Source organism: Streptomyces sp. NPDC090045 (assembly GCF_044747975.1).
Classification (GTDB): Bacteria; Actinomycetota; Actinomycetes; order Streptomycetales; family Streptomycetaceae; genus Streptomyces.
Genome location: NZ_JBIVFA010000023.1, coordinates 57,343 through 71,208, shown reverse-complemented (window position 1 = coordinate 71,208; position 13,866 = coordinate 57,343). Strand labels below are relative to the sequence as shown.

Sequence of the window (13,866 nt, the reverse complement as noted above, 5' to 3'; positions counted from 1 at the left end):
TCCGGCGAGGGCGCCGCAGCGGAAGGTCAGGCTCCGGAGCCGGCGAGGCGGCGCATCGTGTCCATGAGCTCGGGCGGCGGGGCGATGCTCATCGTCCTGGTCTCGTCGTCGAAGACGGTGATCGTGGTCAGGCTGCCCGCCCGCCACCAGAACACGCGCGGCGAGAGACGTCCGGGGCCGTCCTCGTAGGCGCCGAGGCCGAACTGGGCGAGGTCGTTGACGGCCTCGCCCACGTGGCGGTCGGCGAGCGGGTAGAAGACGAGGTTGTGGCGGTTCGGGACCGTCAGCAGGACTCCCTCGGCGGGAATTTCGGGACCGCCCGCGGCGCGGACCGCCTCCTCGAAGACGAGCGCCTTGCTGGCGGCGTAGACGGAGTCGCCGCCGATGATGTGGAGGACGGCGCCGCCGGGCCGCTCGATCGTGTCGTAACCCACCGGTTCGGCGAGCAGGTTGGCGCGCGCGGCCGCGTACAGCACGTCGCGGTCCACGCGGGCGATGTCCTGGTCGTCCAGCAGGCGGACGCTGTCCGGGGTGTCGTACGCGATGCCCTCGAGCAGGTCGGTGGCCACGGGCCGCAGGTAGCCGAACTGGTGGGTCGCCTCCGGCGGTATGGACTCGGCGGCGGCCAGCCGCAGGTAGACGTTGCGCAGCGGGTCCGCGGCGGCGTCCGGGGTGGTGGGGGGCGTCTGGTCGGTCATGCGCTGTTCCTTCGGCAGTGATGCTGGCAGTGGTGGCAGTGGTGGCAGTGGTGGCAGGGGTAGCCGTGCAGACCGGAGCGGGGGCACCACGGCGGTTCCCGGCCGGCCTGCCTGCCCGGTTCGGGCGCGGTACCGGCGGCCGCCTCGCGGAAGGTCGCGGGCCGGGTGCACCGGCGGACCGCCCTTGCGGAGTGCGTCCCTGTCTGTGGGTCAGGTCCGAGATCAACCGGACCCCGTCACCGTATCAGCGCCTTGCGCGAGGCCATGGTCCGGCCGGAGTGCAGGGGGCGACGGTACGAGGCCCCGGGACGCGGGTCCCGGGGCCTCGGTGTGCACTTCGCTTGACCGCCCGGTTCAACGACCGTCCGGCCGTTGCGTTACGTGCGGAGGACGTCGAGTTCGGCGAGGACGGTGGCCGCTTGGCGGGGGCGGGGCGGGACCGGGCTCACACCCAGGTGTAGGTCTTGTCGGTGACGGCGTCCAAGGCCGCGTCGGTGATCACTGCACGGGGGTCGGTGAGGGCGGCGAGGGCGGGGCCGATGGGCGGGAAGATCGGCAGCTCGGCCGTCTTGCGGTAGTCGACCCACTCGATCACGCCGACTTCGTGGCTGCCGTCGGGCAGTTCGTCCAGCTCCTGCTCGGCGAGGGTGTCGCGGAGCTCGGGGGAGATGTGGAAGCGGTGGATCAGGTGGAGCTTGCGCGGTGGCGGGGTGGGCCCGGGGCGGGTGACGCGCTGGTCGACGACCCACAGGAGCTCCCCGCCCTCGGCGTGGTCGATGTCCAGGTCGAGTTCTTCGGCGAGTTCGCGGCGGAGGGCTTCGCGCAGGTCTTCGCCGTCCTCGACGTTGCCGCCGGGCGGGGTGTAGTGGGTGGAACCGGCGCGGTCGCGCCGGATGAGTGCGACGTCATGACCGCAGAACACCAGGGCACCGGTCCGGATCTTGATCCGTGAGAAGGGGGCGGGCGTCATGGGCGTGGCGGGCGTGGCCGGGGTGGTCGTCATGGCCGCCAGTATCGCGGCGGTGAGGCCAACGCCGGTTACGTTGCCGCCGCATGACCGAGGACCGCCATCTCGCCGCAGCTCTCGTACGGATCCGCATCCCGATCGGCGTGCATCGACCCAGCGCACGCTTCAGGCGCCCGGCCGCGGAGCGCAACGACCAGATGCTCTCGTGGAACCGAGCAGGGGGTGGGGTTCTCGCCCCGGAGCGTGGGCCGGCTCCCGACCCGTCGACCTCTGGCCGAGCGGAGCGAGAGACCCCGGCCTTCTCGACGCCTTCTGCGTGCACCGCCCACCACAGGCCCCGGCGACCCTTCGGGCTCGGGCCGTGGCGTCGGGCCCTCCCGCCATCCGCAGGGCACGTCCAGTAGGTACGAGTTGGGCGGCGAGGCGCCGTCTCCCCTCCTCGCGGCAATGGGTTCGACGGGTCTCGGCGCGCCTGGCAGAGTGGATCTCATGAGCTCCGCGCCCGCGCCGCACCCCACACCGGTCCGCCACCACGACCACGGCACGTGGCTCGTCCGGTTCACCGGCCGGATGCTCGTGGTCTGCCCGAAGTGTGGGGGACGCGCACTCGTCGTGCCCCTGCCCGGTCTCCCGGAGCAGAAGTACTACAGCGACCTCCTCTTCCGGCCCCGCCGCCTCGCCTGCGCGGGCTGCGGCGCGGTCGCCGACTGGACCGCCGAGGAACGGGGCGGCGGTCTGGTCGGTGCGGTGCCCGGAGGCACCGAGGACCCCTTCTTCCGGCGGCCGCTCTGGCTTCAGACGCGCTGTGCGGGGCGCATTCTGTGGGCGTACGACGAGGAGCACGTTGACGCCCTCGCCGCCTACGTGGGCGCCCGGCTGCGCGAGCGTCACGCCTCACCGACGAGGGCGATGTTCGCCCGCCTCCCGGCCTGGATGAAGTCCGCGGAGCGGCGTACCGAGGTGTTGGCCGGCCTGGCGACCCTCAGGGCCCTCGCCCGGCTGTCGGCTCCCGCCGACCGCTCCGACGCGGCCCACGAACGTGGCGACCGCCCGCGCCACCACGGCAGCCGCTATTTCCGCGGCGGCCCGTACTAGAACGTCGCGGACCCGCCCGTGCGCGGCGCGCTTGACGGTTCACATACGGAAAGATCAATGGCCGTAGGTTAATTTCAGTCCATGACATCACTCGTGCGGGTGTACGACAAAGATTTCCGTGAACGTGCCAGCCGCAAGCAGTCCTTGGGGGTGTACCTGCTCATGGCGACGGGCGCGATCTGGATCTGGGTCGCCTACCTGCTGCTGGTCCCCTTCACCCTCGGCGACGGCACCCGCGGCCACAGCAACGGCCGAGAATGTGCTTCCCGGGTCTTCTACGACGCCGGTGATTCCGGCGACAAGCGCACCTACGCCGATCGCGAAGGCGAACGCTGCGCCGCCGAACGGGACCTGGCCGACAGCCTTGCGTGGCTGTTGATCTCCCTCCCGTTCGCCACCATCGGCCTGTTCCACTACACCGCGGGCACCCTCCGCCTCCAGATGGCCCAGCACGCGTCCGAGACGACCCGCCTCGCGGCGTCGTAGCAGTGCCGCCGTGGTCGCCGGCTTCGTCGAGCCCCACGGGCGACGGCCCACCGCTGCCCTGGCGCAAGGGCTGGAGGTCGTTCCCCGGCGCACCATGGAGCACCGGGGGCGACGTTCACCGAGATGGACCTGGACTCGGTGCTCGCCCGCCGTGCGCAGAGGGCCCTGGTCGACGAATTGGCCCACAGTAACGTTCCCGGCTCCCGCCACGCCAAGCGATGGCAGGACGTCGAGGAGTTCCTCGACGCGGGGATCGATGTCGTCACCACCCTCAAGTCCAGCACTTGGAGTCCCTGGGCGACGTGGTCCGGCAGATCACCGGCGTTCCGCAGCGCGAGACCCTGCCCGACGAGGTGGCGCGCCGGGCGGACCAGATCGAGCTGGTCGACCTGCCGCCGGAGCTGCTGCGCCGCCGCATGCTGCACGGGGAGATCTATCCGTCGGACCGCATCGAGGTGGCCCTCACCCACCAAATCCGCGTCGGCAATCTCACCCCGTCCGGGCGGGCCGGGCTTGATCGAGGGCGCCCTTCAGAACTTCTCGGGCTTGATCAGTGAGACCACGAGATAGCCGAGCAGTGCCAGGGCGATGAGCAGGCCGATCACGGTCTCCGCGTCCATCGGGATCTCCTCGTGTCTTCCGGTCGGGCAGGTGCCGCCCAGATCCAGCCTGCCGCTTCGCGGCGACGGGGCAATGCGGGCGGCGTCATTTGACGGACCCTTAACGCTGCCGCTACTGGCGCGTATGGAACACGTGAAGAGTGGCCGGGCGGCCGTATGGAAGTCGCCAAGAGTGCTGGTGGTGCGCCGATACGCCTTCGACGCTGTCCTGACTTTGCTCATTCGGAGGGAACGGCGACATGGCCACACACGTAGAGAAGCCGACCACGGCCGCGCACAGGTCGGGCCAGGAGGAGCCCCCCGATACCAGCGCGACCGGGGCCGGTGACCGGCACAAGCTGACCGCCCTCCAGGGACTCGCCGCCCTGTCGCTCGACGCGATGGCGTCCGTCGCGTACGGACCCGAGTCGATCGTGCTTGTCCTGGCCGCGGCCGGTGCCTACGGCATGGGCTTCACCCTCCCGGTCACCCTCGCCATCGCCGCGCTCCTGGCCGTCCTGGTCGCCTCGTACCGGCAGGTCATCGCCGCGTTCCCCGATGGCGGCGGATCGTACGCGGTCGCCAAGCGCCACCTCGGCCGGAGCACCAGCCTGGTCGCGGCGGCCTCGCTGATCCTCGACTACGTGCTCAACGTCGCCGTCTCCGTCACCGCCGGCGTGGCCGCTCTGACCTCGGCCTTCCCGTCGCTGCACGGGGAGCGGGTCTGGATATGCCTCGCCGTGCTGGTCCTGGTCACGGCCGTGAACCTGCGCGGAGTCGTCGACTCCGCCAAGGCCTTCCTCCTCCCGACCGCGCTCTTCGTCGGATCGATCCTCGCGATGATCACCGTCGGTCTCTTCCGCGACGGTCCGGTCAGCACCGCCTCCGCCGCCGGACACGCCTCCGCCCTCGGGGAGGGTGCCACCGCCGTCGGTGCGCTCCTGCTGCTGAAGGCGTTCGCCGCCGGCTGCTCGGCGCTGACGGGCGTCGAGGCGGTGGCCAACGCCGTACCGTCCTTCCGTGCCCCGGCCGCCCGCCGCGCCCAGCACACCGAAGTCGCCCTCGGCGCCCTGCTCGGCGTCATGCTGATCGGCCTGTCCATCCTCATCGGCCGCTTCCACCTCCAGCCGGTCGAGGGAGTCACCGTCCTCGCCCAGCTCGCGGACGCCTCCTTCGGGCACAACCTGGCCTTCTACGTGGTCCAGTTCGCCACGATGGTGCTGCTCGCGCTGGCCGCGAACACCTCCTTCGGCGGACTCCCGGTGCTGATGAGCCTGCTGGCCCGGGACAACCACCTCCCGCACATCTTCGCCCTCAAGGCCGACCGGCAGGTCCACCGTCACGGTGTGATCTGGCTGGCGCTCGTCTCCGGCCTCCTCCTCGTCTTCTCGGGCGGCGACACCAACACCCTCGTCCCGCTCTTCGCGATCGGCGTCTTCGTCGGCTTCACGATCTGCCAGGTCGGCATGGTCCGGCACTGGTACGGCGAGCGTCCCAAGGGGTGGCAGACCAAGGCCGCCCTCAACGGCTTCGGCGCGCTCCTGACGGGCGTCTCCGCAGTGGTCGTCACCGCCACCAAGTTCACCGAAGGCGCCTGGCTGATCGTCCTCGCCCTGCCGCTGATCGTCCTCGCCTTCGAGAAGATCCACCGCGCCTACGCCGAGATCGGCGAGCGCCTCGAACTGGGGCGCGTCCCCCAGCCGCCGCACCGGGCCCGCTCACTCGTCGTCGTCCCCGTCTCGGGCCTGTCCCGCCTGACCTGCCAGGCTCTCACCGCCGCCCGCTCCCTCGGTGACGAGGTCCTCGCCATCACCGTCACCCACCCGACGGCCGAGGACCGGCAGGCCGCCGAAGCCCTGCGCCGGGACTGGGAGTTGTGGAAGCCGGGCGTCGAGCTGATCGAGCTCTCCTCGGAGACCCGCTCGCTCGGCCGGCCGGTGTCGGCGTACGTGCGCAAGCTTGGGCAGACCCACCCGGACGCGCAGGTCACCGTCCTCATCCCGGAGACCGAACCCGCGCACCTGTGGCAGCGGCTGCTCCAGAACCAGCGGGGCTCCGTCGTCGCCCACGCGGTGCGCCGCGACACCGAAGCCGTCATCTGCCGCCTGCGCTTCCGCATCACGGAGGAAGCCGGACCGACGGTCCCTGATGCCACCTTCACGAGGTCCTGACGGTTTCGTGCGGCCGCCGTTAAAAGGGCACAAATTACCTGTCGAGTACGGCCGCCGAGGGCCTCGGGACCGGTAAGTTCCTGCCCGTTCCACCGCCGGGGATCACCCGGCAGGTACCTCCCGCTCCGTTCCCGTCACAGGCTCCGGTCAACCGGCCGCCCCGCAGGCGCCCCGGCCGAGGGCTCCTGCTGCGGCCAGGCCGGTCCAGAGGGCGCCGCGGGTCGGGTCGAGCCGGCCGGAGCCCGCGTCCAGCACGAGCAGGGCGGCGACGTCGACCGCGGACCGCCTCTCGCGGGCCCAGTGCAGGTCCTGTGCGACCGGTCCGGCTGGTGCGCCGGTGGCGGACCGGGTGAAACGTCTTCCCACGAGAGCGACGGTAGGCCGGGCCGGACCCTTGGCCGCACACCCTGACGTACTGCTGACGCCACGGCGACGACATCTTGACGGGACAGGTCCGCGCCGGCTCAGAGCCAGCCGTTGCGCCGGAAGGAACGGTGGACGGCGACGCACACGAGAGTGATCACGCTCAGGACGAGCGGATAGCCGTAGCGCCATTCCAGCTCCGGCATGTGGTCGAAGTTCATGCCGTACACACCACAGGCCATGGTCGGTACGGCGACGATCGCCGCCCATGCCGTGATCTTGCGCATGTCCTCGTTCTGGGCGACGGTCACCTGCGCGAGATGGGCCTGGAGGATCGAGTCGAGCAACGCGTCGAAGGCGGTGATCTGGTCGGTGGCGCGGGCCAGACTGTCGGAGATGTCCCGGAAGTACGGCTGTATGTCCGGGGCGATCGACGGGGACGGCAGACCGGCGAGAGTCAGCAGGGGCCGTTCCAGCGGGACCACGGCCCGCTTCAGTTCCATCAGCTCGCGCTTGAGCTGGTAGATGCGCCCCGCCTCGCCGCGGTCGGCGTGCTCGGAGACGACCGAGGCCTCCATGGCGTCGATGTCGGCCTCCATGGCATCGGTCACGGCCAGGTAGTCGTCCACGACCTGCTCGGCCATGGCGTGCAGGACGGCCGACGGCCCTTTGGCGAGCTGCTCGGGCGCCGCTTCCAGGGCCTCGCGCAGGGGGCCCAGGGAGCCGTGCCGGCCCCGGCGGACCGTGACGACGAAATCGGGTCCGACGAACGCCATGACCTCGCCGGTGTCCACCACCTCGCTGCTGGCGGTCAGCTCCTTGTGCTCGACGTAGCGCATGGTCTTGAGCACGGCGAACAGCACGTCGTCGTACCGCACCAGCTTCGGCCTCTGGTGGGCGCGCGTGGCATCCAGGACCGCCAGCCGATGGAGCCCGAACAGACCGGCGATGCCGGCCAGCTCCTGCGGATCCGGTTCGTGGAGCCCGATCCACACGAAGCCGTCGCCCGACTTGCGGACCCGCCCGATCGCCTCGTCGGCGGCACAGTTGCCCGTCTGCCGTACGCCCTCCAGGTACACCACGCAGTTGACCACCGCGCTGCCGAGCGGCGAGCGCGCCGGATGGCTGAGGTCCACGGCGCGTCGGTCGGCACGGAGCACCGCCTGGGCGAGACTGCGGATCATCGACACGGCGAGAGCTCCTTCGTCCGTCGGTCGGCAGCCAGTGTGCCCCACGCCGGAGGCGGGCGACGAGGGGCCGGTGTGCGGTGAGAAGGACCGGAGTCCACGATTCCGTATGAGGGTCGTCAAGGTCGGGTTGCTCGCCGTATGGACGTTGTCAAGGGGAGCCGCGGCGGCCGGGAAACCGCTGTTTCATCGAGAGAGCGTTCCATCCGAACACTCGCCCCATGCCGCCGGACCGGCAGCGACCGGGCCGTGGCCGGGAGGCGCGGGCGATGACCACCGGCAAACCGGTCCCCATCGCTCCGTAACCACGTACGACAGGAAGGCGGCACGCCGATGACCCGGGTGCTGGTGGTGGACGACGAACCGCAGTTGGTGCGGTCTCTGGTCATCAGTCTCAAGGCGCGGAAGTACGAGGTGACCTCCGCCCAGGACGGGGGCGCGGCCCTGGAGGCCGCCGCGGGACGCCGGCCGGACGTGGTCCTGCTCGACCTGGGCCTGCCGGACATGGACGGGGTCGATGTGATCAAGCACCTGCGCGCAGCGTCGCAGGTGCCCATCCTGGTCGTCTCCGCACGCCACGGCTCCGAGGAGAAGATCCGGGCCCTGGACGCGGGCGCCGACGACTACATCACCAAGCCCTTCAGCATGGACGAGCTGCTGGCCCGGCTGGGAGCCGTCGCCCGCCGGGCTCTGCCGCCGGAGGCGGTCACCGCGGACGAAGCGGTCGTGGAGACGGACGAGTTCACCGTCGACCTGCTCGCCAAGAAGGCGAGGCGCCGGGGGAGGAACATCAGGCTCACGCCGACGGAATGGCACGTGCTGGAGGTCCTGATCCACAACCGGGGCCGGCTCGTCAGCCAGCGGCGCCTGCTCCAGGAGGTGTGGGGTTCCTCCCGCGGCTCGCAGACCAACTACCTGCGGGTGTACATGGCTCACCTGCGGCGCAAGCTGGAAGCGGATCCGTCGCACCCGCGCCATCTGATCACGGTCTCCGGCCTGGGATACCGCTTCGAGGCGTGACCGCGGCGAAGCGGGCGGGGGCGCCGTCAAGGCCCCGTCAATTCGGGGCCGTCCGCGTATGAAGCACATCAACGTGCCTGGTACGTCGAACTGTTGAGCCAGATGCTGGCGTGCACGCAGGGCCGTGCGAACGGCCACGGTGTGAGCTGGAGGGCGAGTGACGATCACCGCCGGTACCGAGCAGGGCCAGCGGGCGGGGGACCCGGACACGGGCGCCGGAACCCCGATACCCGCCGTTCCGAGCTGGCTGGACCCCGGAACGGGGAACGGAGACGAACCGCAGGGCCGGCGGCCCCGGCACCGGATGATGGTGGCCCGCCGGGACTCCTTCGACTCCGTCATCGCCCTGTCGCGGTCGAAGGCGATCGGCTACGGCGCCAACGCGGACGAGAGCCGCTACCTGCTGGACCCCGACCGCCGCACGACGTACGAGCGGTCCTTCCTCGACAAGTCGCACCAGCTGTACGGGATCCCCGGCGCGGGACTCGATACCTACGACGCGAAGCTCGGCGAGAGCTGGTCCGCGTACCGGAGGGACCACGACGACAAACGGTTCACCGGCGAGTACCGGCGCGAACTGGAGCCGTCCGGCATCCGGCGTGGGGGCACCGGGGCCGGGCGGCAACGGCGCCTCGGGGACGCGCGATCCGGCGAGCGCCTGCTTCGCGCACCACAGCCCGGTGGCGAACTCCCTCCGACGTGCGCCGATCGCATGCCGCACGACCAGGGCCTGCAGGGGTGCAGGGACGCCTGCGACAGGTCACCGAAGGCGTCGACGTCTACCACGGACCGGGGGAGAACGCGCTCGATCACACGGAGCCCTTCTCGGGACGGGCCGTCACCGGAACGGCCAACCGGGACGAGACGGCGACCAGATGGGTCGCCCACTGCCGGCTGTCCGCGGCGGGCTCGGGCTCCGACCGGGGCCGCGCGGGCGGACCCGGCACGGCGCCGGCCGCGGGCGCCGGCGCCAGGACGGAGTTCAGCGCGTGCAGATCACAGACCCAGTCCGGCACCTCGTGCCCGCCCGTTGCCTCGACCGACACCATGACACCACCCCTCACCCGGTCTCCAGGGTTTCGAGGCTACGCATGCCGGGCTGGTGAAACTCGTAGGGACGGTCGCCGGACGGCGGCCCTACAGGCGCTCCAGCGGCACGCCCGCGTACGCCTCCCGCAGCGAGGCGACCACCGGGTCGTCGGTGCGGAAGACGACATCGTCCACCGACGCCACCGACCGCACGCCGACGGCCGTGTTCGTGGCGAACGCGGACCGCATCGACCGCAGCAGGCCGTCCGTCACCGGAGCGGTGACCTGCCCGCCGTGCGTCGACCGGAGCAGCCGCATGGTGACCCCCTGCAGTACGTCGGCCTCCGGCCACACCACGGTCCCGGCGGCGTCGACGAAGCCGATGTTCCACGTGCAGCCTTCGGACACGAGCCCGTCCGCACCGGTGAACAGCACGTCGTCGAACCCGGCGAGCCGGGCCGCGCGCCGCAGCCGCAACTGCCCGAAGAGCGCCACGTGCTTCACCGTCGGCGCGTCACGGTGGTAGGGGAGCCGCTGCACCCGCAGCGGACCCGCCGGGCCGCCCGCGGGCCGTGTGGTCACCAGCACGCAGGGCCGGACCTCCCGGTCCGGGGCCGTCAGGTCCAGCCCCGGAGCGAACACCGTGACGCGGACGGTGAGCCGTCCGGCGCCCCCGCCCACTTCCCGCCGTACGCACTCCCGCACCCACTCGGGATCCAGCTCCGCGCCGAACACCGTCCGGCAGTCGCCGACCAGCCGGTCGAGGTGGAGCGCGAGCCCCCGTACCGCGCCGTCCTCCACCACCATGGTGGTGAAGTGCCCGTAGTTGGTGAGTGCGAGGGCCTGCAGGTCGGCGAGGCCGACGGGGGACCCGTTCAAGGTAGCCATGCCCGCAGTCTGCCCTGGCCCCGTCAGCGCTCCCGAGCCGGGTCGAGCGGCCGTTTGTAGTACCGCCAGGGGAACCAGCCCGCACCGACGGGGGTCCAGCCCTCGTCCTCCATCCGGCGGTGGCGGCCGCCGGCGGCGAGGGTCACCCGGTAGTGTTCCCACGGGTGGTCGGACGCCTCCACCTCGTGGAACAGCGCACCGTAACCGACGAGGTGCCAGCCTTCCCGCCCGGCCTCCGCCAGAGCGGCCATCTCGTTGAACGCGGACAACGGACTGAGGACGCGGCGCTCGGCCACGCCCCGTTTCCCCGCCTCCCGTTCGGAGCCCACGACGTCGGTGACCTTGACCGCGAAGCGCTGCTGGGCGGCCTGCCGGCTCACGCCCAGGATGCGGCCGATGGTGTCCCAGCTGTGCCCGGCGGCCCTGGCGCCCTGGACCGCCTCGCGCAGCAGCCGGCTCGCCTCCTCGGCACCGACGCGCGAGGCGTCCACCAGACGCAGATAGCCGTCGGCGTCGTGCTCCAGCGATGCGGCCAGGTCCTCGCGGGCCCCGAGGACGGCGGTCGCAACCCCCTCCCGGATGCAGGCGGTTTCCTGCGGGCCCAGCAGCGGCTCGCCGCTCACCGCCGTTCCCCGGCGAGGGGCTCCAGCAGGTCGAGCACCGCCGCGTCGCGCTCGGCCCGGGCGGCAGCGGTACGGGCGGCGGCGCGGGCGGCAAGCGCGCTCGTGGTGGCGATGAGCGCGAGCTCCACCGTGACCATCACGACCCAGCCGGCCGTGCTGAACCGGTCGGCGAACATCGCGCTCAGTGCGGGCAGGAGCGCGGTGAACGGGAGGAGGAGGGTCAGGGAGTGGGCGGCGGAGGAGGCGTCTTCGTGGGACGCTGGAGAGTTCAAGATCGGCATGCGTCAAGGAAACCTTGACATGATCATCATGTCAACATCTTCTTGACGTCTTCCCGTGCCGGCGATGTCCTCCAGCCGCTCCAGGCGCTCGCGCGTCTCCCCGTCCAGCGGTACGTACGACACGAGCCGCGGCCCCGTTCCCGGTCCGAGCCACAGGGTGCTGTGCTCCACGTGCAGCAGGCCCACGTGCGCGTTGCGGATGTACTTCGCCTTCGAGCTCTGCCCGACCACCTCGTGGCGCGCCCACACCTCCCGGAACTCCGCCGACGCACCCTCCAGGCGGGCCAGGAGCGCATTCCACGCGGGCTCCGTCAGGTGCTCGGCCATCGACGCCCGGAACTTCGCCGCCATGAGCCGGTGGGTGGCCGCCAGGTCGACCACGGCCGCCCGGAACTGCGGATCGGTGAAGGCGAGCCACATGCAGTTGCGGTTCTCCGGCCGCATCCCGTCCATGTCCCCGAACAGCCGGCCGTACGTCGCGTTGTACGCGAGAATGTCGTACCGGCTGTTCTGGACGCACGCCGGAATGGGCCCCAGCTGGTCGAGCACGGCCCGCACGGCGGGCGTCACACTGGGGCACACCGTCGGCGGTGCCGGGTCCTGACCGCCGGCCAGCGCGAACAGGTGCGCCCGTTCGCTCGCGTCGAGCAGCAGGGCCCGCGCGACCGCGTCCAGCACCTGATCCGACACCTGGATGTCGCGCGCCTGCTCCAGCCACGTGTACCAGGTCACGCCCACGGACGACAGGTGCGCGACCTCCTCGCGCCGCAGCCCCGGGGTGCGCCGGCGCGGCCCGCGCACCAGTCCCACCTGCTCGGGCGTGATCCGCTCGCGGCGGCTGCGCAGGAACTCCGCCAGCTCGTGCCGGCGGACGTCGCTGCCAGGGGCCACAGTGGTCATACTTCCAGCTTGCCGCACCGCTGATCCCGTTGCCAGGTAGTGCTGGTACCCGGATAAGGACACTCTGGTACCCGTCCGGCAGCGGGGCGACCCTCTAGAGGTGACCGATACCCACGTACGAACCCCCGCCGCGCCGCCCACCCCCGCGGCCGGGCCCCGCGCCCCTCACCTGAGCGGCGCGGGCCTGTTCACCGTCCTGCTGGGGGCCGCACTCCCCCTGATCGACTTCTTCATCGTCAACGTCGCGCTGCCGTCGATCGAGCACGACCTCTCCGCCGGCCCCGCCCTGCTGGAGCTGGTCGTCGGCGGCTACGGCGTCGCCTACGCCGTCCTGCTGGTCCTCGGCGGGCGCGTCGGCGACAGCCTCGGCCGCCGCCGGCTCTTCCTCGTCGGCATGGCTGCCTTCGGGGTCACCTCGCTCGCCTGCGGCCTCGCCCCGAACGCCTGGAGCCTCGTCGCCGCCCGGATCGCCCAGGGCGCGTCCTCCGCCCTCATGCTGCCGCAGGTGCTCGCCACCATCCAGGCCACCACCGAAGGCCCGCGCCGGGCCCGGGCCATGAGCCTGTACGGGGCCACCGCGGGCCTGTCCATGGTCGCCGGGCAGATCCTCGGCGGCGTCCTGGTCGCCGCGGACCTCGCCGGAACCGGCTGGCGCGCCGTCTTCCTGGTCAACGTGCCCGTCGTGCTCCTCGGACTGGTACTGGCCGTGCGCACGGTCCCCGACACCCGCGCCGGCCGGCCCGCGGCCGTGGACGTACCCGGCACCCTGCTGCTCGCCCTCTCGCTGGTCTCGCTGCTGCTGCCGCTGACCGAGGGCAGGGCCGCCGGCTGGCCGCTGTGGACCTGGCTCTCGCTCGCCGTGTTCCCCGTGGCCGCCGCGGCGTTCTACCTCGTCGAGCGCCGGGCCGACCGCCGGGGCCGCACTCCGCTGGTCCCGCCGAGCCTGCTGAGGCTGGAGTCGCTGCGGCGCGGCCTGGCCCTGCTGGTGCCGTTCTCGACCGGCTTCAGCGGCTTCATGTTCGTCCTCGCCGTGGCCCTCCAGCAAGGCCTGGGCATGGGCCCGGTGACGGCGGGCCTGACGCTCGTGCCGATGGCGCTCGCCTTCTTCGCGGCCTCCCTGGCCGGGCCGCGCCTGGTCACCCGCTTCGGCCGCCGGGTCGTCACCGTCGGCGGCATCGTCCAGGCGGCCGGCATCGTCCTCCTGCTGGCCACCCTGTACTACGGATGGCCGGACCCCGGCCCGGGCGCGCTCGCTCCGGGCGTGTTCCTGGCGGGCCTCGGCCAGGGCCTCCAACTGCCCGTGCTGATGCGTCTGATGCTGTCGGACGTGCCGGCCGACCGGGCCGGGGTGGGCAGCGGTGTCATGATCACCGCTCAGCAGTCCGCCCTCGCGCTCGGCGTCGCCACCCTGGGCAGCCTCTTCCTCGCCCTGGCCCCGACGGCCGGCCTGCGCGACGCCGTCGCCACCACCTTGCTGGTACAGCTCGGGCTGATCGCCCTGACCGTCCTGCTCAGCCTCCGCCTTCCCCGCATGCGCTGAGCGGCCCGGCCGAGCCCCG

The 13,866-nt window shown here is 71.9% G+C and carries 15 protein-coding genes and 1 pseudogene; 6 read left to right on the top strand and 10 right to left on the bottom strand.

Features of this window, described 5'->3' with window-relative positions:
* Window positions 1-26: 26 nt before the first annotated feature.
* Together ACIPYQ_RS38275 and ACIPYQ_RS38270 are read right to left on the bottom strand one after the other, a co-directional pair.
* A complete protein-coding gene (locus ACIPYQ_RS38275; protein WP_401258957.1) occupies window positions 27-698 on the bottom strand; it encodes a hypothetical protein in 672 nt (223 codons plus the stop codon).
* Between the two features lie 445 nt (window positions 699-1,143).
* Window positions 1,144-1,701 carry an NUDIX domain-containing protein gene (locus ACIPYQ_RS38270; protein ID WP_401258956.1) on the bottom strand — a complete coding sequence of 186 codons (558 nt, stop codon included), beginning with the start codon at window positions 1,699-1,701 and terminating at the stop codon, window positions 1,144-1,146.
* 453 nt (window positions 1,702-2,154) lie between these two features.
* Between ACIPYQ_RS38270 and ACIPYQ_RS38265 the strand changes: the two genes are divergently transcribed.
* The 3 genes and pseudogenes from ACIPYQ_RS38265 to ACIPYQ_RS38255 all read left to right on the top strand — a co-directional run.
* A complete protein-coding gene (locus tag ACIPYQ_RS38265; RefSeq protein WP_401258954.1) occupies window positions 2,155-2,760 on the top strand; it encodes a hypothetical protein in 606 nt (201 codons plus the stop codon).
* A gap of 81 nt (window positions 2,761-2,841) precedes the next feature.
* Window positions 2,842-3,246: a hypothetical protein gene (locus ACIPYQ_RS38260; RefSeq protein WP_401258951.1), complete on the top strand. Its 405-nt coding sequence runs from the start codon at window positions 2,842-2,844 to the stop codon at window positions 3,244-3,246.
* Between the two features lie 10 nt (window positions 3,247-3,256).
* Window positions 3,257-3,740 (top strand): annotated as a pseudogene (locus ACIPYQ_RS38255) (sensor histidine kinase KdpD); the annotation flags it as partial.
* 36 nt (window positions 3,741-3,776) lie between these two features.
* Here ACIPYQ_RS38255 and kdpF read toward each other — a convergent pair.
* A complete protein-coding gene (gene kdpF / locus ACIPYQ_RS38250) occupies window positions 3,777-3,866 on the bottom strand; it encodes a K(+)-transporting ATPase subunit F (RefSeq protein WP_401258950.1) in 90 nt (29 codons plus the stop codon).
* Between the two features lie 239 nt (window positions 3,867-4,105).
* Here kdpF and ACIPYQ_RS38245 point away from each other — a divergent pair, with 239 nt between their 5' ends.
* Complete coding sequence (locus tag ACIPYQ_RS38245) at window positions 4,106-6,016, top strand: APC family permease (RefSeq protein WP_401258948.1); 1,911 nt, start codon at window positions 4,106-4,108, stop codon at window positions 6,014-6,016.
* A 147-nt stretch (window positions 6,017-6,163) separates the two neighbouring features.
* Here ACIPYQ_RS38245 and ACIPYQ_RS38240 read toward each other — a convergent pair whose 3' ends face one another.
* The gene (locus tag ACIPYQ_RS38240) at window positions 6,164-6,382 is read right to left on the bottom strand and encodes a hypothetical protein (protein WP_401258947.1); all 219 of its coding nucleotides are present in this window, start codon (window positions 6,380-6,382) and stop codon (window positions 6,164-6,166) included.
* Between the two features lie 98 nt (window positions 6,383-6,480).
* Window positions 6,481-7,563, bottom strand: a complete 1,083-nt coding sequence (locus tag ACIPYQ_RS38235) for a magnesium and cobalt transport protein CorA (RefSeq protein ID WP_401258997.1) — start codon at window positions 7,561-7,563, stop codon at window positions 6,481-6,483.
* 336 nt (window positions 7,564-7,899) lie between these two features.
* Here ACIPYQ_RS38235 and ACIPYQ_RS38230 point away from each other — a divergent pair, with 336 nt between their 5' ends.
* Window positions 7,900-8,586 (top strand): response regulator, encoded by a 687-nt coding sequence (locus ACIPYQ_RS38230; RefSeq protein ID WP_401258946.1) that lies wholly within the window; start codon window positions 7,900-7,902, stop codon window positions 8,584-8,586.
* Between the two features lie 809 nt (window positions 8,587-9,395).
* On the opposite strand, the gene ACIPYQ_RS38225 is transcribed toward ACIPYQ_RS38230, so the two are convergent.
* From ACIPYQ_RS38225 to ACIPYQ_RS38205, 5 genes are all read right to left on the bottom strand, one after another.
* On the bottom strand, window positions 9,396-9,635 hold the full coding sequence (locus ACIPYQ_RS38225; protein ID WP_401258944.1) for a hypothetical protein: 240 nt from the start codon (window positions 9,633-9,635) through the stop codon (window positions 9,396-9,398).
* Window positions 9,636-9,723: 88 nt separating this feature from the next.
* Window positions 9,724-10,503, bottom strand: a complete 780-nt coding sequence (locus tag ACIPYQ_RS38220) for an aminotransferase class IV (RefSeq protein ID WP_401258941.1) — start codon at window positions 10,501-10,503, stop codon at window positions 9,724-9,726.
* A 23-nt stretch (window positions 10,504-10,526) separates the two neighbouring features.
* Window positions 10,527-11,126 (bottom strand): hypothetical protein, encoded by a 600-nt coding sequence (locus ACIPYQ_RS38215; RefSeq protein ID WP_401258939.1) that lies wholly within the window; start codon window positions 11,124-11,126, stop codon window positions 10,527-10,529.
* A complete protein-coding gene (locus tag ACIPYQ_RS38210; protein ID WP_361760995.1) occupies window positions 11,123-11,407 on the bottom strand; it encodes a hypothetical protein in 285 nt (94 codons plus the stop codon). The genes ACIPYQ_RS38215 and ACIPYQ_RS38210 overlap by 4 nt, the downstream gene beginning before the upstream one ends.
* Before the next feature lie 3 nt (window positions 11,408-11,410).
* Complete coding sequence (locus ACIPYQ_RS38205) at window positions 11,411-12,307, bottom strand: helix-turn-helix transcriptional regulator (RefSeq protein ID WP_401258936.1); 897 nt, start codon at window positions 12,305-12,307, stop codon at window positions 11,411-11,413.
* Between the two features lie 100 nt (window positions 12,308-12,407).
* Here ACIPYQ_RS38205 and ACIPYQ_RS38200 point away from each other — a divergent pair, with 100 nt between their 5' ends.
* Entirely contained in the window at window positions 12,408-13,847 is a 1,440-nt protein-coding gene (locus ACIPYQ_RS38200) for an MFS transporter (RefSeq protein WP_401258934.1), read from the top strand.
* The last annotated feature ends 19 nt before the right edge of the window (window positions 13,848-13,866 follow it).